The 26,439-nt window shown below is 52.0% G+C and carries 27 protein-coding genes and 1 tRNA gene; 14 read left to right on the top strand and 14 right to left on the bottom strand.

The window, feature by feature from the left end:
- Positions 1–34: 34 nt before the first annotated feature.
- The 4 genes from IMCC21906_RS04115 to typA all read right to left on the bottom strand — a co-directional run bounded on the left by IMCC21906_RS04115 (position 35) and on the right by typA (position 4,108).
- Positions 35–643, bottom strand: a complete 609-nt coding sequence (locus IMCC21906_RS04115) for a hypothetical protein (RefSeq protein ID WP_047011111.1) — start codon at positions 641–643, stop codon at positions 35–37.
- Positions 644–799: 156 nt separating this feature from the next.
- A complete protein-coding gene (dtd, locus tag IMCC21906_RS04110) occupies positions 800–1,237 on the bottom strand; it encodes a D-aminoacyl-tRNA deacylase (protein ID WP_047011110.1) in 438 nt (145 codons plus the stop codon).
- Between the two features lie 22 nt (positions 1,238–1,259).
- Positions 1,260–2,222: a prolyl aminopeptidase gene (pip, locus tag IMCC21906_RS04105; protein WP_047011109.1), complete on the bottom strand. Its 963-nt coding sequence runs from the start codon at positions 2,220–2,222 to the stop codon at positions 1,260–1,262.
- Positions 2,223–2,296: 74 nt separating this feature from the next.
- Positions 2,297–4,108: a translational GTPase TypA gene (typA, locus tag IMCC21906_RS04100; protein WP_047013123.1), complete on the bottom strand. Its 1,812-nt coding sequence runs from the start codon at positions 4,106–4,108 to the stop codon at positions 2,297–2,299.
- Between the two features lie 215 nt (positions 4,109–4,323).
- Between typA and IMCC21906_RS04095 the strand changes: the two genes are divergently transcribed.
- A complete protein-coding gene (locus IMCC21906_RS04095) occupies positions 4,324–5,664 on the top strand; it encodes a sodium-dependent transporter (RefSeq protein ID WP_047011108.1) in 1,341 nt (446 codons plus the stop codon).
- A 55-nt stretch (positions 5,665–5,719) separates the two neighbouring features.
- Positions 5,720–6,181, top strand: coding sequence for a hypothetical protein (locus tag IMCC21906_RS04090; protein ID WP_156165980.1), 462 nt, complete (start codon positions 5,720–5,722; stop codon positions 6,179–6,181).
- A gap of 10 nt (positions 6,182–6,191) precedes the next feature.
- Here IMCC21906_RS04090 and IMCC21906_RS16215 read toward each other — a convergent pair whose 3' ends face one another.
- Both IMCC21906_RS16215 and thiI read right to left on the bottom strand, forming a co-directional pair.
- A complete protein-coding gene (locus tag IMCC21906_RS16215; RefSeq protein WP_052763357.1) occupies positions 6,192–6,626 on the bottom strand; it encodes a thioesterase family protein in 435 nt (144 codons plus the stop codon).
- Positions 6,623–8,077 carry a tRNA uracil 4-sulfurtransferase ThiI gene (thiI, locus tag IMCC21906_RS04080; protein WP_047011106.1) on the bottom strand — a complete coding sequence of 485 codons (1,455 nt, stop codon included), beginning with the start codon at positions 8,075–8,077 and terminating at the stop codon, positions 6,623–6,625. The genes IMCC21906_RS16215 and thiI overlap by 4 nt, the downstream gene beginning before the upstream one ends.
- A 331-nt stretch (positions 8,078–8,408) precedes the next feature.
- Between thiI and glnA the strand changes: the two genes are divergently transcribed.
- From glnA to ntrC, 4 genes are all read left to right on the top strand, one after another.
- Positions 8,409–9,815, top strand: coding sequence for a glutamate--ammonia ligase (gene glnA, locus IMCC21906_RS04075; RefSeq protein ID WP_047011105.1), 1,407 nt, complete (start codon positions 8,409–8,411; stop codon positions 9,813–9,815).
- Between the two features lie 138 nt (positions 9,816–9,953).
- Complete coding sequence (locus tag IMCC21906_RS04070; RefSeq protein WP_047011104.1) at positions 9,954–10,451, top strand: DUF4124 domain-containing protein; 498 nt, start codon at positions 9,954–9,956, stop codon at positions 10,449–10,451.
- Positions 10,452–10,672: 221 nt separating this feature from the next.
- Entirely contained in the window at positions 10,673–11,749 is a 1,077-nt protein-coding gene (glnL, locus tag IMCC21906_RS04065) for a nitrogen regulation protein NR(II) (protein WP_047013121.1), read from the top strand.
- Positions 11,746–13,164 carry a nitrogen regulation protein NR(I) gene (gene ntrC / locus IMCC21906_RS04060; RefSeq protein ID WP_047011103.1) on the top strand — a complete coding sequence of 473 codons (1,419 nt, stop codon included), beginning with the start codon at positions 11,746–11,748 and terminating at the stop codon, positions 13,162–13,164. The genes glnL and ntrC overlap by 4 nt, the downstream gene beginning before the upstream one ends.
- A 600-nt stretch (positions 13,165–13,764) precedes the next feature.
- Here ntrC and IMCC21906_RS04050 read toward each other — a convergent pair.
- Genes IMCC21906_RS04050 through IMCC21906_RS04035 form a run of 4 tightly spaced genes read right to left on the bottom strand, consistent with a single transcriptional unit; the run spans position 13,765 to position 15,431 of the window.
- Positions 13,765–14,226 (bottom strand): tRNA (cytidine(34)-2'-O)-methyltransferase, encoded by a 462-nt coding sequence (locus IMCC21906_RS04050; protein WP_047011101.1) that lies wholly within the window; start codon positions 14,224–14,226, stop codon positions 13,765–13,767.
- A gap of 14 nt (positions 14,227–14,240) precedes the next feature.
- Entirely contained in the window at positions 14,241–14,708 is a 468-nt protein-coding gene (secB, locus tag IMCC21906_RS04045; RefSeq protein WP_047011100.1) for a protein-export chaperone SecB, read from the bottom strand.
- A gap of 42 nt (positions 14,709–14,750) precedes the next feature.
- The gene (grxC, locus tag IMCC21906_RS04040) at positions 14,751–15,005 is read right to left on the bottom strand and encodes a glutaredoxin 3 (RefSeq protein ID WP_047011099.1); all 255 of its coding nucleotides are present in this window, start codon (positions 15,003–15,005) and stop codon (positions 14,751–14,753) included.
- A 12-nt stretch (positions 15,006–15,017) separates the two neighbouring features.
- On the bottom strand, positions 15,018–15,431 hold the full coding sequence (locus IMCC21906_RS04035; RefSeq protein WP_047011098.1) for a rhodanese-like domain-containing protein: 414 nt from the start codon (positions 15,429–15,431) through the stop codon (positions 15,018–15,020).
- A 151-nt stretch (positions 15,432–15,582) separates the two neighbouring features.
- On the opposite strand from IMCC21906_RS04035, the gene gpmI reads away from it, so the two are divergent.
- The 3 genes from gpmI (at position 15,583) to IMCC21906_RS04020 (ending at position 19,753) form a co-directional block, all read left to right on the top strand.
- On the top strand, positions 15,583–17,160 hold the full coding sequence (gene gpmI / locus IMCC21906_RS04030) for a 2,3-bisphosphoglycerate-independent phosphoglycerate mutase (protein ID WP_047011097.1): 1,578 nt from the start codon (positions 15,583–15,585) through the stop codon (positions 17,158–17,160).
- Positions 17,161–17,175: 15 nt separating this feature from the next.
- Positions 17,176–18,315 (top strand): murein hydrolase activator EnvC, encoded by a 1,140-nt coding sequence (locus IMCC21906_RS04025; protein WP_082117343.1) that lies wholly within the window; start codon positions 17,176–17,178, stop codon positions 18,313–18,315.
- Positions 18,316–18,403: 88 nt separating this feature from the next.
- Positions 18,404–19,753 (top strand): S41 family peptidase, encoded by a 1,350-nt coding sequence (locus tag IMCC21906_RS04020; RefSeq protein ID WP_047011096.1) that lies wholly within the window; start codon positions 18,404–18,406, stop codon positions 19,751–19,753.
- Positions 19,754–19,804: 51 nt separating this feature from the next.
- Here IMCC21906_RS04020 and hisF read toward each other — a convergent pair whose 3' ends face one another.
- Genes hisF through hisB form a run of 4 tightly spaced genes read right to left on the bottom strand, consistent with a single transcriptional unit; the run spans position 19,805 to position 22,633 of the window.
- Entirely contained in the window at positions 19,805–20,581 is a 777-nt protein-coding gene (gene hisF, locus IMCC21906_RS04015; RefSeq protein ID WP_047013119.1) for an imidazole glycerol phosphate synthase subunit HisF, read from the bottom strand.
- 32 nt (positions 20,582–20,613) lie between these two features.
- Positions 20,614–21,348: a 1-(5-phosphoribosyl)-5-[(5-phosphoribosylamino)methylideneamino]imidazole-4-carboxamide isomerase gene (gene hisA, locus IMCC21906_RS04010; protein ID WP_047011095.1), complete on the bottom strand. Its 735-nt coding sequence runs from the start codon at positions 21,346–21,348 to the stop codon at positions 20,614–20,616.
- Positions 21,349–21,365: 17 nt separating this feature from the next.
- Positions 21,366–22,031 (bottom strand): imidazole glycerol phosphate synthase subunit HisH, encoded by a 666-nt coding sequence (hisH, locus tag IMCC21906_RS04005; protein ID WP_047011094.1) that lies wholly within the window; start codon positions 22,029–22,031, stop codon positions 21,366–21,368.
- Positions 22,032–22,039: 8 nt separating this feature from the next.
- On the bottom strand, positions 22,040–22,633 hold the full coding sequence (gene hisB / locus IMCC21906_RS04000) for an imidazoleglycerol-phosphate dehydratase HisB (RefSeq protein ID WP_047011093.1): 594 nt from the start codon (positions 22,631–22,633) through the stop codon (positions 22,040–22,042).
- An 81-nt stretch (positions 22,634–22,714) separates the two neighbouring features.
- Between hisB and IMCC21906_RS16210 the strand changes: the two genes are divergently transcribed.
- From IMCC21906_RS16210 to fic, 5 genes are all read left to right on the top strand, one after another.
- On the top strand, positions 22,715–23,107 hold the full coding sequence (locus IMCC21906_RS16210; protein WP_052763355.1) for an acetyl-CoA sensor PanZ family protein: 393 nt from the start codon (positions 22,715–22,717) through the stop codon (positions 23,105–23,107).
- 47 nt (positions 23,108–23,154) lie between these two features.
- Complete coding sequence (gene mutY / locus IMCC21906_RS03990) at positions 23,155–24,228, top strand: A/G-specific adenine glycosylase (RefSeq protein WP_047011092.1); 1,074 nt, start codon at positions 23,155–23,157, stop codon at positions 24,226–24,228.
- Complete coding sequence (locus IMCC21906_RS03985) at positions 24,225–24,497, top strand: oxidative damage protection protein (RefSeq protein ID WP_047011091.1); 273 nt, start codon at positions 24,225–24,227, stop codon at positions 24,495–24,497. The genes mutY and IMCC21906_RS03985 overlap by 4 nt, the downstream gene beginning before the upstream one ends.
- A gap of 84 nt (positions 24,498–24,581) precedes the next feature.
- Positions 24,582–24,657: transfer RNA gene (locus tag IMCC21906_RS03980), tRNA-Phe, on the top strand.
- A gap of 257 nt (positions 24,658–24,914) precedes the next feature.
- The gene (gene fic / locus IMCC21906_RS03975) at positions 24,915–26,045 is read left to right on the top strand and encodes a protein adenylyltransferase Fic (RefSeq protein ID WP_369795813.1); all 1,131 of its coding nucleotides are present in this window, start codon (positions 24,915–24,917) and stop codon (positions 26,043–26,045) included.
- Positions 26,046–26,439: the final 394 nt, after the last annotated feature.

Raw genomic sequence — 26,439 nt, 5'->3', positions numbered from 1 at the left:
CTCGCCTTTTAGGCTAGGCCTAATTAGCTTAAACTTAGAACTGCAATCTTGCGCTAAGGCCTAAAAGATCACGATCTAAATCACCAACAAAACTGCGGCTGATATTAGCGGCTACCGAAAACTGAGGAATAATATACAACCGCACACCCGCACCAATTTCAGCACCGGTGTCATCATCGCGATCCGTTTCCTGATGCGCCAAACCCACCATCAAGTTGCCTTCAATATTATTGGTCAACCAAGTGCGGCTAGTCGCCGAGGCCGTCAACGTGTCGACATCAATGCCATCCAATACCGGGTTGGGGCTGTCCGTTTCCGCCATGCTGTAATCTAATGCCATCAGCACATCACTGCGCTCTGAAAGACTAATGGGGTGGCCAACGCCAATACTGATAGCATCAAGCTCAACATTGTTGTCGTAATCGAGGTTAGACGCAGAGGCCCGAAGCAAAATTTGTTGCTGCGGATCAAGAGCCAGAGAACCGCCGGCAAACATATAATCGGCGTCGTTATTGTCGTCGTCTTCAACGTCAGCAATTCCACCCTCGACATAGTTATAACTAAAGGGTTTTGCCATTGCGGCACCGCTCAACAACACGCTACCTAAACCAATTGCCCAAATGAATTTCGATGAAGATCTCATATTCCTTTCCTCTTTTAGTCCAAAACCTGGAGGGAGCGCCGTGTTAAACACCGCGCGACCACTGGCTACTTAGGACCTGGCAAATCGTTTCAGTTCATTGATTTGATAGAGGATGTGAATTTTCAACAGTTAACACTTGATCTTAGCCGAGCAAACCTATGACTCGAGCATAAAGGTTACCGGGCCGTCGTTTAACAGCGACACCTGCATATCTGCCGCAAAAATGCCCGCTTCTACCTTTTCATGTTTTGTTCGCGCAAACGCTAATGCATGTTCATATAATGCTTTAGCATCAGTGGGCGCAGCCGCAGTTGAAAAGCCCGGCCTCAACCCCTTTTTTGTATCTGCCGCCAGAGTGAACTGAGACACCAGCAACAGGCCGCCATTAATATCCGCCACCGAGCGATTCATTTTGCCAGTCTCATCAGAAAACACTCGATAGGCCAGCAAGCGCGTTATCATTTTTTCAATCGCAGCGGCATCATCATGACGTTCAAGCCCTAAAAAAACCAACAGCCCTGTAGAAATTTCTCCTGTTACCGTTTTCTCAACTTCGACTTTTGCGTGCCGCACCCTTTGTAACAAGGCTTTCATTCAAACTTCCTTTGTATTCTCTCTACATAACATCGTCGAACATATCCGCAATATCATTTGTTGCTTTAACAAGGGCATCGGCAATACTAGGTTCATAGGCCGAGTGTCCGGCATCGCGAACAACATGTAACTCGGCAGCAAGCCAGCGACGATGAACTTCAACTGCATTTTCTAACGGACAAATCATGTCGTATCGGCCATGAACGATAATGCCGGGAATATGCGCGATGCGATCCATATTTTTCAGTAATTGGTTTTCTTCAAGAAACGCTCCGTTCATAAAATAATGGGTTTCAATATGAGACATCGACACCGCCGCATGCGGACTGGTCATACCTTCTTCTATATCGTGATTTGGGCGCAATGTTGAGCACCGCGCCTCCCACTGACTCCACGCTTTTGCAGCGGCCATTCTCGCCACTTCGTTGTCAGCATGTAAGGCACGATGGTAAGCCTCAATCCAGCTTTCTTTGTCGCGGCGAACAACCCCCTCAGTAAAGTCTTGCCAATAGTCAGGGAAGATACGGCTGGCCCCGCCTTCGCAATAAAACCAGTTCAACTCACGGAGGCGACACAAAAAGATGCCCCGCAGAATCATGGCATTGACCCGCTCGGGATAACACTGGGCATAGGCCAACGCCAAGGTTGAGCCCCAAGAGCCACCAAATAAAATCCAGCGCTCAATACCCAGGCTATCTCGAATCACTTCCATATCCGTGATCAAGCCCTGGGTAGTGTTATTTTCTAAACAGGCATGGGGCTCAGAGCGACCACTGCCACGCTGATCAAATAAAATAATGCGATAGCGTTCAGGATCGAAAAAGCATCGGGCTTTAGGGCTTAGCCCGGCACCGGGGCCGCCATGAAGAAATACAACCGGAATACCGTCGGGATTGCCCGCCTCTTCCACATATAAAATATGGGGAGGCTCAACGGCCATATGGTGACTGCGGAAAGGCTTGATGTCGGGGTATAGAGCCTGCATATCTCAATCTCCTCACTGCGCACTATCTGAGTGTAGCGCAGTGAGGAAACTTCGTCCCGAAGGAATAGCGGTGCTTACTTATTACCAGCGCGCTTGCGCTCGTTTTCGGTCAGCAGCTTTTTGCGTAGACGAATGCTTTTTGGGGTCACTTCTACCAACTCATCGTCTTCAATAAACTCCAGTGCCTGCTCTAGCGTGTGGCGCACTGGGGGCGACAGGGTCAGAGCATCATCCGTACCAGAAGCACGAACGTTAGTCAGCTGCTTGGCCTTGGTGGGGTTAACCACCAAGTCGTTAGAGCGCGAATGCAAGCCAATAATTTGACCTTCGTAAATTTCTTCAGCATGGCCCAGGAACAAACGACCACGATCCTGAAGATTAAACAGACCATAGGCCAGGGTTTTACCCTTCACCATTGACACCAATACCCCGTTTTGGCGACCGGCCATCTCACCCATCTTCACTTCACCATAGTGATCAAAGACGGTAGTCATAATGCCGCTACCCGACGTGAGCGTGAGGAAATGGCCACGGAAACCAATAAGCCCCCGCGCAGGCGCCATAAACTCCAGTTTAACCCGGCCTTTGCCATCGGGTTCCATATTGGTCAGCTCAGCCTTACGCAGACCAAGCTCTTCCATCACCGAACCCTGATGCTGTTCTTCCACATCGATAACGACTTGCTCGTAAGGCTCCATCATGACGCCGTCGATTTCTTTTTGAACCACTTCCGGCCGGGACACACCTAGCTCAAAGCCTTCACGGCGCATGGTTTCAATCAAAACCGACAGGTGGAGCTCACCACGACCAGACACTTTAAACTTATCAGGGCTATCACCCTGCACAACCCGCAACGCGACATTGTGAATCAACTCTTGATCCAGGCGCTCACGGATATTTCGCGAAGTGACGTACTTACCTTCCAAACCAGCGAAAGGCGAATCGTTAACCTGGAAAGTCATGCTAACAGTGGGCTCGTCCACCGTCAGCGGTGGCAATGCCTCGGGGGTAGTCTGGGCACAGACGGTGTCGGAAATATTCAGACCTTCGATACCGGTGATACAAACAATATCACCCGCTTCGGCTTTCTCGACCTCAACCCGCTCCAGGCCGTGATAGCCCATCACCGTCAATACCCGGCCCTTACGCTGTTTGCCATCGGCACCGACGATAACAACCTGCTCGTTGGGCTTCATCGAACCACGGGTAATACGGCCGAGACCAATAACACCAACATAGCTATTGTAGTCCAATGCCGAAATCTGCATTTGCAGAGGACCGTCTCCGTCCACCTGTGGCGAGGGGACTTTGTCTATGATCATTTCAAGCAGCGGCGTCATATCCTCTGCCAGCTGGTCCGCTTCCGGCCCGGCTACGCCGTTCAGTGCCGAGGCGTAAATAATCGGAAAATCTAACTGCTCGTCGGTGGCACCAAGACGATCAAACAGATCAAACACCTGATCGATAACCCAGTCTGGACGGGCACCGGGGCGATCAACTTTGTTAACGACCAAAATAGGTTTAAGGCCACTCTCAAAAGCTTTTTGAGTTACAAAGCGCGTTTGGGGCATGGGGCCGTCAACGGCATCGACCAGCAGTAGCACGCTGTCTACCATAGACATAACCCGCTCGACCTCGCCACCAAAGTCGGCGTGTCCTGGGGTATCTACGATATTAATACGGTAGCCATTCCAACGAATGGCGGTGTTTTTCGCCAGAATGGTTATTCCCCGCTCTTTCTCCTGATCGTTGGAGTCCATGATGCGCTCGGCATCCTGGTTGCGGCGGTCTAGGGTGCCCGACTGGCTAAGCAGTTTATCGACCAGAGTAGTTTTACCGTGGTCAACGTGGGCAATAATAGCGATATTGCGCAGGTCATCAATCATGGGGAAGAACATCGTTGGAGAAATTGGGCGCGCAGTATACACCAGCCACTAAGTAAGGTCTCGTTTTAAACGCCCGAAATACCCGCTCACTATGGCGCAATCAAGAATTAACCACCGCACGGGACAGCCGACATTTGGGCATCAATGGGAATATCGCTACAATCGCAACAGACAGGGGCCTACCCCACACCAACAAAAGGGACCGCTTACCCACCATGAATCAGCCCGCGCCTGTTACCTGGAAATCTCGTTGGACCTTTATTCTCGCCGCTACCGGCTCTGCCGTAGGCTTAGGCAACATCTGGAAGTTTCCCTATATTACCGGCGAAAACGGCGGCGGCGCCTTTGTACTGGTTTACCTTGCCTGCATTTTGCTCATCGGCATACCGGTCATGATTGCCGAAATTATGGTGGGCAGAACAGGCCGTAGCGACCCGATTCACAGCATGCTTGCATTGAGCCGCGAATCAGGCGGCACGAAAGTGTGGGGACTTGTCGGCGGCATCGGCATGATTGCCGGCTTGATGATTATGATGTTTTACAGTGTCGTGGCGGGCTGGGCACTGGAATATGTATTCCAAAGCGTCTCTGGCAACTATCACGGTGCCGACCCCGCGCAAATAGAGGCCCATTTCAACGAGTTGCTTACCAGCGACTCCCAACAACTTATCTGGCACAGCCTGTTCAGCTTTATCACCGCCACCGTTGTCGCCGCTGGCGTGGCCAAAGGCATTGGCAAGGCGGTAGAAATTCTTATGCCGCTGTTATTTCTGTTTCTGATTATTTTAGTGGGCTACAGCGCCATTAACGGTGATTTCAGCGCTGGCCTGCACTTTATGTTCGACACTGACTTCAGCCGCTTAAGCGGAGACGCCATTCTGATCGCCATGGGCCACGCTTTTTTCACCCTGAGTTTAGGCATGGGTGCCATCATGGCATACGGCGCTTACTTTCCCGGCCACGCCTCAATCGGCAAAACCGTCATGACCATTGCCGTGCTGGATACTGTCATTGCCTTGCTGGCCGGCATGGCCATGTTTCCGCTGGTTTTTGCCAACGGACTGACACCGGGGCAAGGGCCAGGATTGATGTTTGTGACACTGCCAGTAGCCTTTTCCAATATGACCGGCGGCGTGTTTTTTGGCAGTTTGTTTTTTGCCCTGGTCAGCATTGCCGCACTAAGTTCGTCCATTTCATTGATCGAGCCCGGCGTCGCCTGGCTGGAAAAACAAAACATCAATCGGCGCCTATCCACCTACGGGCTGGGACTGATTGCCTGGGTAGGCGGGGTTGCTTCGATTCATTACAGCGCAGTATTTGATGCACTGGATTACATAACAGCCAACATTATGCTGCCACTGGGCGGCTTGCTTATTGCCTTATTTGTCGGTTGGCGACTGGACCCAAAACGCGTTTTGGATGAAACCGGCATGGCCAACGGGCCCCTCTTTTCAGCGTGGCGTTTTGTGCTGCGGTTTATTGCCCCATTTGGCATTCTGGTGGTTTTCCTGCATAGTCTCGGCCTTTTTAGCGCTCTGCAAGCGCTCTTTGATTAGGGCCGATTCATCTAAAGCAACAACACTTTCATCGACCAAAAACAACGAGATCAACGTGAAAAATATTAGCCTGCGGATTTTTGTGATTGCCAGCTTAGTGTTGTTTGGCAGCCTGTATTACTACAGCGGAGAAGTACAAGATCACTACCAAGACAACGCCAGCCAATACTTGGATTTAGCGTTAACCGAGATTTCGCGCTGGGATGCAGAAGTGCTTAAAGACCAGTTAGCCCGCGAGGCCAAGGCCCAAGTCAGCGATGAGCAATTGCAAACCCTCATGGATCACTACCGTCATTTAGGTCGCTATCAAAGTATGGACTCGCCGCAGCTATCACGACTCAGCGCCGCACTATCGATATTTAGCGACCAAGCCAAACTGAGCTATAGCAGCCGGGTAAGCTTTAGCGAGGGCAGCGCCATCATGACCGCTACCCTGACAGTAGAAAACCAGCGCTTTAAGCTCTACAACTTTAGCCTTGGGCAGAGTGAAGCGAGCAAAAACAAGACCGAAAGTTAAGACGAATGGATTATTCTGGCCGCAAATGTCGGCCTAACAATTCTCGCATAGCATCGCTTATACGCTCAGGTTTATGATCTTCCAGTCTGACCCACACCAAACTTGCAGGCCCCTCGGCGACTAATTCTCCGCTATCTTTTGCAAACAGCTGCTGATGCAGACGAAAACTGCTATTACCGACATGACTGACATAGGCCAGCGCACTCAATGCTTCTGGGTGATGATGCTCGCGGCGAAAATCCAAACCCACGTTCACCATCAACATGACGTAGGCGACATCGTTGCTTAAAGCGCGTAGATAGTCAGCACTGCTCATCCATTTAACCCGGGCTTCTTCCAGGTAGCGAAAATACTGAACGTGATTGATATGCCCCAAGGGGTCGGCATCAAACCAGCGCGGCTCGATAGTAAATTCAAATAAGGGGGTAATATTCTGATCAGTCATGATGGACGGTACACCTTAATATTTTCAAATCCCTGCTCCATTAAATGGGCGGCGTGAAGACGACTCATCACCCCCTTGTCGCAGTAAAGCTGATAGATTTTTGTGCGATCCAGGGAGGCCGCCCGCCGGTGCAGCTCGTAAAAGGGAATCTCCGCCACATCAGCCTGAGCCACCGCTAAGGGTTGCCGCTCAATCTCATCGGGATGACGCACATCGATAATCACTGCACCAGGTAAGGGGATCGGCAACACTTCAACCTCTGTGCGAGCAAATTCTTCATCGACAAGGGCATCAATATTAATCAAGCGCGCAGAAGAGACTGCTTTTTCTAACACAGTAAAATCAAACAACGCCTCCTGTGCCGCAATCTTCTCGGGCTTGGCCTTGGTCGTTGGCTTAACCGATATCACCCCGCAGTATTCGGGCATATTAGCCGCAAATTCCTCGGTACCAATCTGCGCCGCTATTTTGATGATATCCAGTTTATCCATGGTAATTAATGGCCGCAGCACCAAGGTGTCGGTAACGCTGTCGATCACGCTCAAATTGGTCAGCGTCTGACTCGACACCTGCGCCACGCTCTCCCCGGTCACCAATGCCGGCACTTCCAACTGCGCGGCGAGCTCGGAGGCCGCCCGCAACATCATGCGCTTCAGTATCACCCCCATTTGCGAGTTCTCGACGTTCTTTAAAATTTCCGCCACCACATCTTCAAAGGGCACAGAGATGAATTTGACGCGATGAGATGCCCCAAATTTTTGCCAAAGATACAATGCCACCTCTTGCACGCCCATCTCGTGTTCACGACCGCCCAGATTAAAAAAGCAATAATGGGTTCGCAAACCCCGCTTCATGGTCATGTAACTCGACACGGTGGAATCAAAGCCCCCGGAGAGCAGCGACATAACCGAATCGACACTGCCCATGGGAAAGCCGCCCAGCCCTTCATGACGACGGCGAATAACATAGAGCTGGTCCTTACGTATCTCCAGTCGTACCGTGATATCAGGCTTGCTGAGGCTTACCCCCCCGGTCTCACAAAACTGAAATAAACCGCCGCCAACATAGCGCTCAACATCCCCAGAGCCAAAGTCGTGCTGACCGCTGCGCTTGCAGCGCACCACAAAGGTTTTCCCTTTTAAACTCTCACCTACTGCCGCCTTGGTATGCTGATAAATCTCGTCCAAATCTCCCAGCGGATGCTCAACCACTTCTAAAAAATGGGCGATGCCGGAGGTATTCCTTAATACTTCAACCATCGATTGAACAATTCCGACCTCCTCCACCCGGGTTTCAACAATGATGCGATCCCACTCCCGAATAACCTGCACCTGGGGATCCAGCGGCTTCAGCAATTTACGCAGATTATCTTTAAGCTGCTGAGTGAAGCGTTTTCGCACAGGCTTACTTTTAATAATAATTTCAGGAAACAGCTTTACGATGAACTTCATTAACGCACCGGAGGGAATGATAAAAACAGCGCCGCATTATACCGACTTTGAATGCCCCAGTCAGAAACAAACATACCGCACCAAAACTGAACACAAAAACCCAGAATCGCACCAAAAAGGGTCTCAAGCTAATATTTATTGCGCGCTTTTTACGCATAACTAGCAAAACCCCCTAAAAACAACGCATAATAACGCTCAGTTTAATGGCACGCATTTTGCTGTAATGCAGGTCACACAAAAGGCCGCTATGCTGGCCCCGTGCAATGAGAATATAATCGCAAAATTCGGGCCTACCGATTCTAAAAATACTCTCTTTTGGAGGACATAACGAATGTCAGAGAAAACTCTGAAGCTAATCGCCGATAATGATGTTAAATGGGCTGACCTGCGCTTCACCGACACCAAGGGTAAAGAACAGCACGTCACCATGCCTGTTGGCGAAATTGACGAAGGCTTCTTTGAAGATGGCAAAATGTTTGACGGCTCGTCTATCGCTGGCTGGAAAGGCATTAACGAATCAGACATGATTTTGATGCCAGACGACGAAGCCTCGGTACTCGACCCCTTCACCGAAGAAGTCACCATTATTATCCGTTGCGGTATCGTTGAGCCCACCACCATGCAGGGCTACAACCGCGACCCTCGCTCCATTGCTCAGCGCGCTGAAGATTACATGCGCTCTACCGGCATTGCCGACAACGTATTGTTTGGACCCGAGCCCGAATTCTTCGTATTTGACGATGTAAAATGGAAAATCGGCATGGAAGGCGCCAGCTACGCTATTGCTTCTGACGAAGCTGCGTGGAAATCAGGCGACAACTTTGAAGAAGGCAACATCGGTCACCGCCCCGGCGTTAAAGGCGGTTACTTCCCCGTTCCGCCAGTAGACAGCCTGCACGATCTGCGTGCCGCCATGTGTAACGCCATGACCGACATGGGACTGGACATTGAAGTACATCACCACGAAGTGGGTACTGCGGGCCAGTGTGAAATCGGTGTTGGCCCCAACACGGGCGTGAAAAAAGCGGACGAAGTACAGATTCTTAAGTACTGCGTACACAACGTTGCACACGCTTACGGCAAAACAGCGACCTTCATGCCCAAGCCTGTCGTTGGCGACAACGGTAGCGGCATGCACGTTCACCAGTCTTTGAGCAAGGACGGTCAGAACCTGTTTACCGGTGACGTTTACGGCGGCCTGTCTGAAACAGCCTTGTTCTACATTGGCGGTATCATCAAGCACGCTCGCGCAATCAACGCATTTACCAACGCGTCTACCAACTCGTACAAACGCCTGGTTCCCGGCTTTGAAGCACCCGTTATGCTGGCCTACTCGGCTCGCAACCGCTCCGCTTCTATTCGGATTCCTTTCATCAGCAACCCTAAAGCTCGCCGCGTAGAAGTTCGCTTCCCAGATGCGTCAGCTAACCCATACCTGGCCTTCGCCTGTATGCTGATGGCCGGCCTGGACGGCATCCAGAACAAGATCCACCCCGGCGATGCTGCCGACAAAGATCTTTACGACCTGCCTGCAGAAGAAGCAGCTAACATTCCAACCGTTGCCTCTAGCCTGGACATGGCTCTGCAAGCACTGGATGCTGACCGCGCCTTCTTGACAGCTGGCGGCGTATTTGACGACGACATGATCGATGCTTACATCGACCTGAAATCTCAAGAAATCGAGCGCCTGAACATGACAACTCACCCGGTTGAGTTTGATATGTACTACAGCGTGTAACTCTCCCACAAGGGTCTTTTAAGCCCGCTCTATGGCGGGCTTTTTTGTGCCTGAAATTTGCCTTGCAAGATCACCATCAGGCAAGAAATACTAGTAACATCTCAACCACAGCCAACACGGCCCTGCCCGGACAAACGCATGCACTTAGTCACTATCCTCGGGATTTTCAGCCTTCTACTCTCTGCCAGTGTTAGCGCAGAAATCTACCGCTCCGTAGACAAACACGGTAATCCCGTTTTTAGCGACACCAAAGCCAAAAATGCGGTTGCTATCGATATTCCAGACACCAACACAAGCCCGGCAGTCGAGACCCCGCCTCCCCCAAAAAACAAGCGTCCCGCTGTTTCGGAGGACATACCCAACTTAAGCATCCGCCACCCGAAAGACGGACAAATTTTAGCTAATGGCTTAATCGGCACTCAAGTTAAAGTCGCCCTGAGCAAACCACTGCCGAAAGACTTTCAAATTAAAATAAGCCTAGACGGTCAGGTACTTGCCTCAGGACGACAAACTCACATCGACATCCCACAATTAAGCCGCGGCCCCCATCACATAAAAGTCCAGCTGATTGACGAGAAAAACAGGTCGATTGGCAGCGACAGCATTCGAATCATGGTTTACTGGCCCAACAATTAAGCATAGGCGCGCACCACCCTTCTTCTTCGTGCACCAAACTTGCGCACTCTCGCGTATACTGCCTTGCCAAGGCTGATAAAAAGCCGACCAAGCACATCGCACCAGGCCGCACCATTATGGGACTTCAGCGCATTTGCAGACTTTATCTCAACACCAACAAATGCCCCCGGCTTGGCCTGGAAATTGCTAAACCTGAACATAATGAAAGCACTGGCGACCCTATGCCCCCGAATAACATTCACCACCACATTCTGGACAACCTCAAAACAGCAATTCTGCTGGTTGAGCCTAATCTGACGGTGAGCTATATCAATCCGGCGGCAGAATCATTGCTAGCCGTATCGGATCAACGCATACACGGCGAAGCTATTACGCGCTTATTTCACGAACAAGAAGACACGCTAGTCAAACTCCTGGATGCCATCAACAACTGCGAAGCTTATACCAAGCGCGAAACCGTGCTGACACTTCGCTCTGGCGCAGAAATTACCGTCGACTATGCCGTAACCCCTGTATTAGAAGGCCAGCGCACCTCCTTGATTATTGAGCTACAACCCCTAGACAGACTGCTGCGTATTAGCCGCGAAGAAGGCCTGCTCTCTTCTCAGCAAAACAGCCAAGCTTTGATTCGCGGCATCGCCCACGAAGTCAAAAATCCCCTGGGGGGCCTGCGGGGCGCAGCTCAATTGCTGGCCCGAGAACTCAGCGAACCCAAGCTCCACGACTACACCAACATCATCATTGAAGAAGCTGACCGGTTACGCAACTTAGTCGATACCATGCTTGGCCCCCACAAAGCGCCAGAGAAACAAGACACGAATATTCACGAAGTAATAGAACGCGTGCGTCAACTGGTAGAAGCCGAAAGCGATGGGGGTATTCGGGTCATACGCGACTACGATCCCAGCATTCCCGATGTATTGGGCGACCGAGAACAACTTATTCAGGCTTTTCTCAACGTTATGCGCAATGCCCAGCAAGCGCTGGGACAAGATCCCCCCGAAGACGATGAACCCACTATTGTGATTCGCAGTCGCAGCATGCGCCAGTTCACCATTGGCTCACATCGCTACCGACTCGTCTCCAGAGTAGACATTATCGACAACGGCCCAGGCATTCCTGAAGACCTACGCGCCTCGATCTTCCTGCCTATGGTCAGCGGCCGAGCTCAAGGCTCGGGGTTAGGCTTATCCATCGCCCAATCAATTTTGAATCATCACAACGGATTAATAGAGTGTAATAGCGAACCCGGGCGCACGGAGTTCTCGTTGTTTATACCTTTGGAGCAAGCATCATGAGCGAAACCCATGTAGTTTGGATTGCAGACGATGACCGATCAATTCGCTGGGTGCTAGAGAAAGCATTAAACCAAGCAAGCATTGTTACCCGCAGCTTCGAAAACGGCGACGCCCTGTTGAGCGAGCTGCAAGGCGAAGTGCCCGATGCCATCATTAGCGATATTCGCATGCCGGGCATAGACGGACTACAGTTGCTGTCCCGGATCAACGAAATCCACCCCGATGTACCGGTTATTATCACTACCGCCCACTCCGACCTGGACAGTGCCGTAGCGTCTTATCAAGGCGGCGCCTTTGAATACCTGCCCAAACCCTTTGATGTAGATGACGCGGTGGCCACCACCCAGCGGGCATTGCAACACGCCAACAAAAACAAAAATCTCCTGCCAGAAGAACCGCCACTGGAAAGCACTGAAATCATCGGTGAAGCCCCAGCCATGCAAGAAGTTTTTCGGGCCATAGGTAGACTGTCACAATCCAACATCACCGTGCTGATCAACGGCGAATCCGGCACGGGTAAAGAGCTGGTCGCCCAAGCACTGCATCGCCACAGCCCCCGCGCCAGCAAACCCTTTATTGCACTAAACATGGCCGCCATCCCCAAAGATTTGATGGAATCTGAATTATTTGGCCATGAAAAAGGAGCATTTACCGGTGCCAGCGCCCAGCGCCGAGGCCGCTTTGAGCAAGCCAATGGCGGCACATTATTCCTAGATGAAATCGGCGATATGCCTGCCGACACCCAAACTCGTTTGCTACGCGTATTAGCCGACGGTGAATTCTATCGTGTCGGCGGCCACACTCCGGTAAAAGTGGATGTGCGCATCATTGCCGCCACCCACCAAAACTTAGAAAAACTGGTGCAAAACAACACCTTTCGGGAAGACTTATTTCACCGCATCAACGTCATTCGCATTCACTTACCACGACTCGCCGAGCGCCGGGAAGACATCCCCAAACTTATGCAGCACTTCTTTATCAGTGCCGGCGAAGAACTGAACGTTGAACCCAAGCGGCTACGCCCCGAAACTGAAGAATACCTAAGCCAACTGGAATGGCCCGGCAACGTTCGGCAATTAGAAAACACCTGCCGCTGGTTGACCGTGATGGCCTCCAGCCGTGAAATCCATATTGACGACCTGCCACCCGAACTATTGGAACGCCCTCAAGGTGAAGCCGCTCCCGCTTCCAACTGGCAGGACAATTTGCGGCGTTGGGCCGATCAAGAACTCATGGTAGGCCGCGACAAACTGCTCGATCGCGCAGTACCGCAATTTGAACGCATTATGATAGAAGCCGCGCTGCGTCATACCCATGGCCGTCGGCGGGATGCCGCCAACTTACTGGGCTGGGGGCGCAATACCCTGACTCGCAAGATCAAAGAACTCGGCATGGGAGGCGATGACGAGGATTAAGTCCTCGTCACATCTTTTTTGTCGCAGCAGCCGCCTTCTTCCACACCGAATACGGCCCAGTAGGAGCGGGCGCCGACCGCGACTTTGCCCCACTTGAGACTCATCACTAGCGTGGTTTTTCTTCGCACCTGAACCAGCCCATCGAATTTCTTTTTCGAGTCTTTATTGTTTCGCCCCGCTGGGCGACTTACTTCTTTTTGTGTGAAAAAGAAGTAAGCAAGAAAAGCACACCCCAATTCCGCTGCCGATGGCGAAAAACTGCCATCGGTGCCCTGCGCGCTTCGCGGCTTTGGTTTTTGGTTTCCCCCCCTTTGAACTCACCAAGCGTTGCAGAAATTCAAGGGGAAAACTTTTAGCGAGGACTGTTGAAGCCGCAGGCGAGTTCCGCAGCGTTTTCCCTTTGAATTTTGAGACAAAACGGCTTTATCGTTTTGGACGCCGATAGGCGCCCGAAGAGTGAGGGGCACAGCCCCGAATCAACCGCAACGCATCCGAAGGGCGAGTGATGGGATGCCCACATAGGGCAAAGGTCTAGTAGGGCCAAGCTCATTCACAACTGGGAGTCATCCACCCTGCTGCCAACAGCAACAACACAGCAAATTAGCTGCCTAAAAACCCCAGCTGCCGCCAGGCTTCATAACTCACCAATGCAACCGTGTTAGACAGGTTCAAACTCCGCGCCCCCGCCATCATCGGCACCCGCAAGCAGTGCTCGACGCCAAGTGCATCGCGAATATCTTGCGGCAGCCCCGCTGTTTCAGAACCAAATAACAGCACATCATCAGCCTGAAAGGCGGCATCGGCATAATTGCGAGAACCCTTAGTGGTCAGGGCAAAAATACGGCGGCCCGCCATGGCAGCCAAAAAAGAAGGGTAATCGGGGTAGCGATGCACCCGAGCCATGTCTCGATAATCCAGACCGGCCCGGCGCAGCTTTTTTTCTTCAAGATCAAAACCGAGCGGCTCAATCAAATGCAGCTGGCAGCCATTATTGGCAACCAGCCGAATGATGTTACCGGTATTCGGGGCAATACGCGGTTCGTGCAAAGCAATATGAAACACGACCGCGCCTCTACTTAATGAGTAGTACTTTCAGCAGATTGCTGTTTGGCAGCATCTTGCTGGGCTTGGCGATACAGCGCTTCAAAATTCACTGGCTGCAATGCCAATGCTGGAAAACCGCCTTTAACAACAGCTGAATCAACAGCTTCACGTACATAGGGGAACAACATATTTGGGCAGGCAATACCTAAAATTTGGCGCAGCTGCTCACCCTCTACACCCTCAGCCAGAAACAAACCGCCCTGATGGACTTCAATCAAAAATGCCGTTTCTTCTTCTAGCTTGGCGGTCACGGTGACGCTAAGCACCACTTCATAATCGCTATCGCCGATTTTTTCGCTGCGGGTATTTAAGTCCACATGCATTTTGGGCTGCCAAGGCTTGGTAAACACCAACGGAGCAGCGGGAGACTCAAAAGATAAGTCTTTGATGTAAATACGCTTCAGAGCAAATTTTGCTTGAGCCGGATCTTGATCAGCCATGGGGGTTCCTGTTTCGATTTTTCATAATTAATAACGCTCGATTTATTCTGCGAGCATCACATCTAACTGCCCCTGACGATCAAGGGCCATTAATTCATCACAGCCACCAATGTGCTGCTCACCTATCCAAATTTGCGGCACGGTGCGCTGACCACTGCGCTCTTGCAATTCGCGACGCATGGCATTGTCACCATCTACCGGAATTTCTTTAAACGCGACGCCTTTATTCGTAAGCACGTGTTTGGCGCGAACGCAGAAAGGGCAAAACCGAGTGGTATAAATTGTTACGTCTGTCATTTGCTCGCCCTCTTACTTTACCAAAGGCATTTGCATTTGCTGCCACTCACCAACACCACCTTTAAGGCGATGTACTTGAGAATAGCCTTTTGCAGCCAGCTTTTTCCCAGCTGCACTGGAATGCTGCCCCAACTTGCAAACCAACACAACTGGCTTGTCTTTATCGCCAGCATGACGATCAATGTCGGCATCCAACTTATTAAAGGGCACATTCACAGAGTCCATAATATGTCCTTTGCTGTATTCCGCCTTATCTCGCAGATCAATCACCACCGCTTGCTGCTGGTTTACAAGGTTTACCACCTGCTGGGGCGACAAAGCTTTACCGGCACGACGAGACTCGTGAAAACTCAGCAGCATAACGCAACTCACCAAGCCGCCGACCAAAATCCACTGCTCACCGATAAATAGAATCAACTTTTCCATGAAAACTCTCTGTTAACGCCAGCCAACAGACGCAGCAGGCAAAAGCGCGAGTATACACGTGCGCCTCGCTTTTCTCACCCGCTCACATAGCCTCGCCGCACTCGAAAAGTTACAATGGGGCCCGCTCTAAAAATTTCAAGACCCGAGACCCATGACTGATAACCAAGCCCCAGACCAATCCCAAGCAAAGAAACCCGTCACGCTAATCATCTTAGATGGTTTTGGCTACCGGGAAGCCCCCGAGGACAACGCCATTTATCACGCGGCCACTCCCACTTGGGATCGGCTCTGGAAATCTGCGCCTCACACGCTAATTTCTGGCTCGGGCTTAGACGTTGGTTTGCCCGAAGGACAAATGGGTAACTCGGAAGTGGGCCATATGAGCTTAGGTGCCGGCCGGGTGGTGTATCAAAACATTACCAAAATTGACAAAGAAATAGCTGACGGTGACTTCTTTAAAAACCCCGTTTACACCGACGCCGTCGATAAAGCCGTACAATCCGACAAAGCCGTACATATTCTCGGCCTGCTTTCAGACGGGGGCGTACACAGCCACCAAAATCATATACTCGCCATGATTGATCTGGCCGCAGAGCGTGGCGCCAAAAACGTTTACCTGCACGCCTTTTTAGATGGCAGGGACACGCCACCCCGGAGCGCCAAAGCCTCGCTGGAAAAAATCGACGCCAAATTTGCCGAGCTTAAATGCGGTCGCACCGCATCGATGATTGGTCGCTATTACGCCATGGATCGCGACAACCGCTGGGATAGGGTCGAAAAAGCCTATCGCCTGCTGCGCGACGGCCAAGCTGAATTTCAGTACGCCAACACTGACGACGCTCTAGCGGCGGCTTACGCCCGTGACGAAAATGACGAGTTTGTCAGCGCGTCCATTATTGCCAGCCAAGGCCAAGAGGCCACCAAAATTGCCGATGGCGACGCGGTTATTTTTATGAACTTTCGCGCCGACCGGGCAAGAGAAATCAGTCGCGCCTTTGTCGACAACGAGTTTGACGGTTTTGACCGCGGCCAGCGACCCGCCCTATCCAGCTTTGTTATGACCACCCAATATGCCGACAACATTGACGGCAGCGTGGCCTACCCACCCGACAACATCGTCAACAGCTACGGCGAATTAATGGAGAAAGCGGGCAAAACTCAGCTGCGAATTGCCGAAACCGAAAAATATGCCCACGTGACCTTTTTCTTTAGCGGTGGCCGTGAAGCGCTTTACACCGGCGAAGATCGCAAGCTAATCCCCTCTCCCGACGTTGCCACTTACGACTTGCAACCAGAAATGAGTGCCCCCGAGGTAACGGCCCAGCTGGTCGAGGCCATTCGCAGCGGCAAGTACGACACCATCGTTTGTAACTACGCCAATGGCGATATGGTTGGCCATACCGGGGTATTTGATGCCGCCGTAAAAGCGGTAGAAGCACTGGATGACTGCATCAAACACGTGACCGACGCCATTTTAGAGGTGGGGGGCCACTGCCTGATTACCGCTGATCACGGCAACTGCGAACAAATGGTCGACCACGACGCCAACCAGCCCCACACCCAACACACCACTGAGCTGGTGCCACTGGTTTATGTAGGTAGCCATGACAATGTCAAACTGCAGGAAAAAGGTGGCCGCCTGGCCGATATTGCTCCCACCATGCTGGCACTATTAGACATTGAGCAGCCCGCAGAAATGACAGGGCGCAACCTACTTGCCACTCAATAACAGGGAAGCGGCATCTTGCAACCTTGCCTGCGGTTAGTTGTTTACGTTTTTGCGCTAATATTTTTTTGCGTCCCTGCAAAAGCAGAAGGGCCCTCTACCCAGCAACAGCTGGAGGCCCTCAACAAACAAATTGAGCGTTTGAAAAATGACATTAACAGCACCCAGGGCAATCGCAGCAGGGCCGCCAAAAAACTGCAGCGTATAGAAACAGAAATTGGCGCGCTGGCCGCAAAACTGCACCGCACCGAAACCAAATACCAACAGCAAAGCCAAAAGCTGAATACGCTGCACCAGCGCCAACGCACGCTGCAAGCTCAACAAGCGCAACAAAAAGAGAAAATCGCCGAACAACTTCGCAAAGCTTATACCTTGAATCAAGAAACGCCGCTCAAAATGCTGCTGAATCAAGAGAACCCCGACGCCCTCACCCGCAATCTCACTTATTACGAATATTTTAATAAGGCCCGCAGCAAAAAAGTCGCCGAGTATAAAAGCACCTTGCAGGAGTTAGAGCGTCTCCTGCCCGCGATCATTGCCGAACAAGAAGCGCTTGAAGACACCCGCAAAGACCTCAAGGATCAGCAAGAAGAATTAAAAGAACAGCAGAGCGACCGCCGTCAGCAGATTGCCAAATTGGACAAAGAACTGGGGAGCCAAAAGGGCTCGTTAAAGAACTTAGGGGAAGAGCGCCAAGCCCTGGAAGATGTACTACGCCGCATCGACGACGACATTGCCAATATTGCCATCCCCACCAACAACGAGCCCTTTGCAAAAATGCGAGGCAAACTCCGCTGGCCCTCCTCCGGCAAGCACCTCAATCGCTACGGCAGCCCTCGCCAAGGCAGCGCAGTAACTTGGCAAGGAGTGCAAATAAGCGGCAATCAAGGCAATACCATTCGCGCAATACACAATGGCCGGGTAGTGTTTGCCGACTGGTTACGGGGCACAGGGCTGCTGATTATTCTTGATCACGGCGGCGGCTACCTCAGTTTATATGGCCACAATCAGAGCCTGCTCCGCCAAGAAGGCGACTGGGTTAAAGGGGGAGAATCCATCGCCACCCTGGGTAATAGCGGCGGCAAACGCCAAGCGGGGCTGTATTTTGAAATCCGCTACAAAGGCCGCCCCGTAAATCCCTCCCAATGGTGCCGCTAAGCACGCGTATTGGCGGCGCAGCATCGTCATCCACCAGTAAAGCGGGCTACAATGGCCGCTGTTTTTGTTATTAATCAGGATTTAGTCCATGCGGGAATCTCGTCGATTCAGTGCTATCACCCTCCTTACCCTGAGCTTGCTGGCCCCCTTAGCCACCTGGGCTCAGGACCAGAGCAGTGCGCAGCAAAACCCCGAAGAACAGGGTCAGCTGCCACTACAATCGCTGCGAAACTTCGCCGATGTTTTTAATCAGATTCGTCAAAGCTATGTTGAAGAAGTCGACGACGAAACCTTATTGGAAAACGCCATTCGCGGCATGCTCAGTGGACTCGACCCCCATTCAGACTATCTTGACGAAGAATCATTTGAAGACCTGCAAAGCCATACCACGGGTGAGTTTGGCGGCCTGGGCATTGAAGTCGGCATGGAAAATGGCTTTGTAAAAGTCATCGCCCCCATTGACGACACTCCCGCGGAAAAAGCCGGTATTCAGCCCGGCGACCTCATTATTCAAATTGACAACAAACCCATTAAAGGCCTCAACTTGCAAGAAGCCGTCACCATGATGCGCGGCCCCAAGGGCAGCAAAATCATTTTGACCATTCTTCGCAATGGTAAAAACACGCCCTTTGATGTCGAGCTGAAACGGGACATCATCACCGTTGCCAGTGTCCGCAGTGAAATGCTGGAACCCGGTTACGGCTATATTCGCATCTCTCAATTTCAAAATCGCACCGGCGCAGATGCCCGCAAAGAGCTGGCAAAACTCCATGCCCACAAAGAAGAGCTTCAGGGCCTGGTACTAGACCTGCGCAACAATCCCGGTGGCTTACTGCAAGCCTCGGTGCAGCTAGTGGATTTGTTTTTGAACGAAGGCCTGATCGTCTACACCGAAGGCCGATTGCCCAACGCCTACAGCCGGTTTATGGCCGGCAAACGTCAACCTGCCGACGAGACTCCCATGGTGGTGCTTATCAACGGTGGCTCTGCCTCGGCCTCTGAGATTGTCGCCGGGGCTCTTCAGGACCATCGCCGGGCAGTCATCATGGGCACCCAAAGCTTTGGCAAAGGCTCGGTACAAACGGTATTGCCGCTGTCTGAGAAAAGCGCGATTAAGCTCACCACGGCCCGTTACTACACCCCTGGTGGTCGCTCTATTCAGGCCCAGGGCATTATTCCCGACATCTTTGTAGAGCGCGCCAAAGTCGAAACCTTGCGGGCTAACAAGCAAGTGACCGAGGCTGATTTAGCCGGGCATTTGGGCGCAGATAAAGGAGAAGAAAGTACCGGGGCCAGCCGCGTTAACGGGGAGCGTAACAACAAGCTCGCCGAAGACGACAACCAACTGTATGAAGCCTTAAACCTGCTAAAGGGCCTGCACTTTATGAGCAAAGCTAAAAAAGCAGTGCCCAATATGTTTACGGATAAAGAAGGCTGAACCAACGACCCGCGCGGCTATTGTAGCGGCGCGGGAATTCCTTGATTTAGATTATAAACGCACTTCGATACCTTTCTCGGCCATATAGGCCTTGGCCTCTGGCACGCTGTATTCCGCAAAGTGGAAGATACTGGCCGCCAATACCGCATCCGCTTTACCTTCAATAATACCGTCGACCAAATGATCTAAATTACCGACGCCACCCGACGCAATAACTGGCACCGACACGGCTTCGGCAATGGCGCGAGTCAATGCAAGATCGTAACCCTTCTTGGTACCGTCGCCATCCATACTGGTTAGCAACACTTCTCCAGCGCCGTTTTCAACCATTTGCACGGCCCACGCCACCGCATTAATTCCGGTAGGCTTGCGGCCGCCGTGGGTAAAAATCTCCCAACGGGGGCTGCCGTCAGCCTCGTTATCGACCTGCTTGGCATCGATGGCAATCACGATGCACTGGGAGCCAAACCGCTCCGCTGCTTCGCGCACAAAATCGGGGTTAGTGATGGCCGCAGAATTGATGGCGACTTTATCAGCGCCGGCATTAAGCATCGCGCGAATATCCTTGATCTCACGAATACCGCCGCCCACGGTGAGAGGAATAAACACCTCCGCCGCGATCTGTTCAACCGTATGCACCGTGGTTTCGCGGCCTTCGTGAGTAGCGGTGATATCCAAAAAAGTGATTTCATCCGCGCCTTGCTCGTTATAGCGCTTGGCCACTTCTACTGGGTCGCCAGCATCGCGAATGCCTACAAAGTTAACGCCCTTTACGACCCGGCCCTTATCAACATCAAGACAGGGAATAATTCGCTTAGCCAATGCCATATCTGCACCTTTTACAATAAATAACGCTAAAGCTATGCCGACCCGTCGCAATACGTCTGCGCTTCTTTCAGGTCCAACTCGCCTTCGTAAATAGCTCTACCAGTTATCGCACCAAGAATACCCGCATCAGCGACCTTTTTAAGGCCGCGAATATCGTCCATATTGGTCACGCCACCCGAGGCAATCACCTTCAAGCTACTGGCTTGAGCCATAGCAACAGTGGCATCGATATTGACGCCCTGCATCATGCCGTCGCGACTGATATCGGTGTAAACAATAGAGCTAACGCCGTCTTGCTCAAAGCGCTTAGCCAACTCAGTAGCCTGAATAGTAGACACCTCGGCCCAGCCATCGGTAGCCACCAAGCCGTTCTTTGCATCCAAACCCACAATGACCGCACCGGGAAATTCACGACAGGCCTCGGCGACAAATTCCGGTTCTTTCACCGCTTTGGTACCAATGATGACGTAATTAACCCCCGCCGCCAGATATTGCTCAATGGTATCCAGTGAGCGAATGCCGCCACCAATTTGAATGGGCAGATCGGGATAAGCCTTGGCAATGGCCATCACAGCTTCACCGTTCATCGGTTTGCCATCAAAGGCGCCATTCAGGTCTACCAAATGCAAGCGGCGGGCACCTTCAGCCACCCAGCGGGCTGCCATTTCTACCGGATCACTGCCGTATACCGTGGCGTCATCCATTTCTCCCTGACGAAGACGCACGCAGGCGCCATCCTTGAGATCAATCGCGGGAATTATCAACATATTAAAGACCTAATAAATTATTCAGAGACTGGAAAAAACTGCTGGGGACGATCCCAAGCCAGAAAATTGCGCAGTAATTGCAGGCCGTTATCACCGCTTTTTTCTGGGTGAAACTGTACTGCAAAAACATTATCGCAACTCAAGGCAGCATGGATCTCGACACCGTACTGACACGTCGCCGCCACAAACTCCGGCGCATCGATATAATAGCTATGCACAAAGTAAAAACGGCTGTCGTCAGCAATGTCTTTCCACAAAGGGTGGGCACCACATTGTTTGACGTTGTTCCAGCCCATGTGGGGAACCTTCAAACGCTCGCCAGCATTATCCCGCAGGTCTTTGCCAAAAAACTTTACCTCGCCGGGCAGAATATCCAGGCAAGCCACGCCGCCATTTTCCTGACTGCTTTCCATCATTGCCTGCATACCGACGCAAATACCCAGCAGCGGTTTTTGTGCGGCCACTTCCTGAATGACCTCATCCAAATCACGCGCCTTTAGCTCTGCCATGCAATCGCGGATGGCGCCAACACCGGGGAAAATAACCCGGTCGGCGGACAAAATAGTATCGGGACAATCGGTGACGTGAACGACTACCCCGTCACCAACTTTTTCTAGGGCACTGGCAACAGAGTGCAGATTACCCATGCCGTAGTCGATAACGGCAACTGATGCTTTCGCCATTACAACCTCTACAAGCAACCTTTGGTGGACGGGGTGATACCCGCCATACGCTCATCCACCGACAGCGCCATACGTAGCGCCCGGCCGAATGCTTTAAACACCGTCTCAGCCTGGTGATGGGTGTTAACACCGCGCAGATTGTCGATATGCAGGGTTACCTTGGCGTGATTGACAAAGCCGTGAAAAAACTCAGAGAACAAATCCACATCAAAGCCGCCCACGCTGCCACGGGTATAAGGCACGTGGTATTCCATACCTGGGCGACCAGAAAAATCAATCACCACCCGGGACAACGCTTCGTCCAAGGGCACATAGGCGTGGCCGTAACGGGCAATACCCTTTTTATCGCCAACGGCCTCAGCAAAAGCCTGACCAAGGGTGATGCCGATATCTTCAACCGTGTGGTGGGCATCAATATGCAAATCACCTTTGGCATTGACCATCAAATCAATCATACCGTGACGGGCAATTTGGTCCATCATGTGATCAAGAAAGGGCACGCCAGTCTCGAACTGAGATTGACCAATCCCGTCCAGATTTACGCTTACGGTAATTTGTGTTTCGAGGGTGTTGCGACTAACTGTCGCCTTGCGCTCGCTCATCGACGCCTCAGTGTTAAATTGCTTACAATAGCCCATTATAAAAAATCCCGACCCGCATTACATCAAGCAGACCCTTAATAGATGCCCATATACGCAGAAATCATCAAGAACTGTCCAGATCAAGACGCCTCAGACCTAGAAATTCTCTATCCGGGTGAGAGCGAGCAACTTCTGGCGAGAGCCCAGAGCGATAAACTGCTGCTCATCGGTGGCCGTTTTAATGGTCGCCTGCTAGGCGCACTGACCTTAACCCCCATCCATGGCGGCGACTTTGAGATGGCCAGGCTGACGGTTCGTGCAATAACCCGGCGCCGGGGCGTCGCCCGACAGCTACTGATCCAAACCTTCAAAATTCTGCCAGAAGAGCTAGAGACCCTATCAGCTGATTTAGGCAACGCAGCCGAACTCAGCGAGCTGTTCACAGAAATGGGGTTTAAAGCCCAAGGGAACACTTGGCGCTGGCAACGACCCTAACTGGCAACGCCTAAGCACCTCCAAACAACTCGACCAAAGAAGGCCAAGTGACTAAAAACAGCTTCAGCAACAGGCTCCTGGACTGGTTTGACCAACACGGCCGCAAAGACCTACCGTGGCAGCAACACATCTCACCCTATCGGGTTTGGGTGTCAGAAATCATGCTGCAGCAAACACAAGTCAGCACCGTCATCCCCTATTACCAACGTTTTATGGCGCGATTCCCTAACGTCAGCGATCTGGCCGATGCTCCCAGCGATGAAGTGCTATCACTCTGGACGGGACTCGGTTATTACGCCCGCGCCCGCAACCTTCACAAAGCCGCCCAAATCATCATTAACGACTTTGCGGGCAACTTCCCGGGTACCGTCGACGACATTCAGTCTCTGCCCGGTATTGGCCGCTCCACCGCTGGCGCCATTTTCAGTATTGCCTGTGGTGGCCGCGCCGCCATTCTCGATGGCAACGTAAAGCGTGTACTCAGCCGCCATGGTGCGGTTACCGGCTGGCCAGGACAAAAAAGCGTAGAACAAACGCTATGGGCAATGGCCGAGACTTACACCCCTGAACAGCGCGTGGCGGATTACACCCAAGCCATCATGGACCTAGGGGCCACCCTCTGCAGCCGCAGCCGCCCCCAGTGTGAGATTTGCCCCGTTTCAGCAGATTGCCAGGCACTCGCGCTAGGTCAACAAAGCGATTTCCCCGGCAAAAAACCCCGCAAGCAAATCCCCGTCAGGCAGACCACCATGCTGATCATTGAAAACCCACAGGGTGAAATACTCCTACAACAAAGACCCGGCAGCGGCATTTGGGGCGGACTATGGTGTTTACCTGAACTGGAAGTTGACGCCTCGATAGAAGACTTTTTGACTAGACAGCTCAACAGCAGTGGCCGCATCCAACCCTGGGCACAGCTTCGCCATACATTCAGCCACTTCCACCTGGATATTCACCCAATTCACATAAAGCTCAACCGTGAACCCGGCTGCGTCATGGAAGGTGAATCCCAGCTCTGGTATAACGGTCAGCCTCAACAAAAAATCGGCCTTGCCGCACCCGTCAAAAAACTACTGAACGCGGCAGTGCAGACAGACCTACTAACGGAAGCTCAAATATGACTCGCAGCGTATTCTGCAAAAAATACAAAAAAGACATGGAAGGCCTAGCGAAGCCTCCCTACCCCGGCCCCAAAGGGCAGGATGTGTATGAAAATGTCTCAAAACAAGCCTGGGAAGAGTGGCAAACCCATCAAACCATGCTGATCAACGAAAAACAGCTCAGCATGATGGACCCACAATCCCGTAAATTCCTCCAGGCAGAGATGGATAAATTCTTTGCAGGCGATGATTTTGAACAAGCAGAAGGCTATGTACCACCAAGTGAATAGTCCTTGCTTTCAAAGACTTGACTCCCCGTTTTGGAACGGGTTTAATACGCGCCTCTTGCGTAGCTGATCAGCCACGCATCTGATGCCCAGATAGCTCAGTCGGTAGAGCAGTGGATTGAAAATCCTCGTGTCGGTGGTTCGATTCCGCCTCTGGGCACCATCATTAGTGGCTTTCCCCTATATTCAGACTCTACCCCATTAACGAGGGATGGCACTCATCTCACTCTGTTAATTACACCGTCCCATCCACAATGGGCCAGCACACGTAATCGATAATTCTCAAAGTTTCTAAGGTGCTTGGCAGCATTGGCATTTTTACGAGCTGATACTACACACCCCACGATATCATGTCGATATTGTTATATTTTTTCGACACATTTTCTTGTCATGTCGATGCAATCGACTTATGCTGACATCATGTCGACAAAAGAGCGTAGCTTAAACACGATGTGGCATGCCGACCAGCCCTACAATACCCTGCCCCCACTACCCCCGACCAGAGCGGCGATGGAGACGATCGCCATACTGAAAGCCTGCATTCCCGCCAGAGCGGCGCTGGCAGAGCTGAAGCAAGCAGGCGAGCTATTACCTAACCAGGGCCTGCTGATTAATTTGCTGCCGCTATTGGAGGCGAAGGACTCGTCGGAGATCGAGAACATTGTCACCACTACCGACAAGCTGTTCCAGTATGCCGACGAGGACGATAGCGCCGACCCCGCCACCCGTGAAGCCCTGCGCTACCGCACCGCTCTAGCAACGGGGTTTCGTAGGCTGAGTGAGCGACCACTTACCGCTAACACGGCGATTGATATTTGCAGCACCATCAAATCCGTGGATATGCAGGTGCGCCGAGTGCCCGGCACCAAGTTGATGAACCCTGCCACAGGCGAAGTCATCTATACCCCACCAGAGGGCGAGGACCAGCTAAAGAGACTGCTGAGCAACTGGGAGCAATTCCTCCACGCCGACGACGGGCTCGACCCCCTGATCAAGATGGCGATTGCCCATTACCAGTTTGAAGCCATCCACCCTTTCACCGATGGCAATGGTCGCACCGGGCGCGTGCTGAACACTCTGTACCTGATTCAACAGGGGCTGATTACCCTGCCCATTCTTTACCTGAGTCGCCATATCGTCCAGAACAAAGCCGACTACTACAGGCTATTACTGGGCGTGACACGGGAACAGAACTGGGAGGATTGGATTCTGTATATGTTGGCGGCAGTAGAACACACATCCCAGTGGACCACCGCCAAGATTGCCGCTACCCGCCAGCTGATGGAGCACACGGGGCAATACCTGCAAGCCCAACTGCCCAAGATATACAGCCATGAACTGTTGCAAGTGATCTTTCAGCAGCCTTACTGCCGCATTTATAATCTTGTGGATGCGGGCATTGCCAAACGCCAGACAGCTTCTGTCTATCTAAAGCAGCTGTGTGAGGTGGGCGTACTGGAGGAGCGGCAGGTAGGTAAGGAGAAGCTGTTCATTCACCCGAAGTTGGTGCAGCTGTTAAGCCGGGATAGTAACGTAGTGACAGGATACTAGGGCTCGAGGGACGCATAATTTTCGGCCAATTTCCGAGGCGAAACTGTCAGCCTGCCACCACTGAGTATCCATACAGACCCCGTAATAATTGGCTTGCGGCAAAGTCGATACATACCCACAGACTTACTCACATGTTATCCACGCCCCGCACACAGCATCTAGTGCTTGCACCCCCAGCAAAACCGCACTATCTTGTACCGATGGACGATTCTTAACCACCCCAAGACAGCCAGTATTTTTGGCAATTACTTAGGGGCGGGTACAGAAGAAATAAGGCCGCTACTACCGAGCTGCAACTCGACAATAGCGACCTTAACCGCAAGGACGTGCAGGGGCAGAAGGGCTGACCCAAACATCCGAACGACGTGCTCTCGTATATTCGATTGTTTGGTAA

This window comes from Spongiibacter sp. IMCC21906 (genome assembly GCF_001010805.1).
In the GTDB taxonomy this organism is placed as follows: Bacteria; Pseudomonadota; Gammaproteobacteria; order Pseudomonadales; family Spongiibacteraceae; genus Spongiibacter.
The sequence above is the reverse complement of the archived record's forward strand: the minus strand, read 5'-3'. Positions and strand labels throughout refer to the sequence as shown.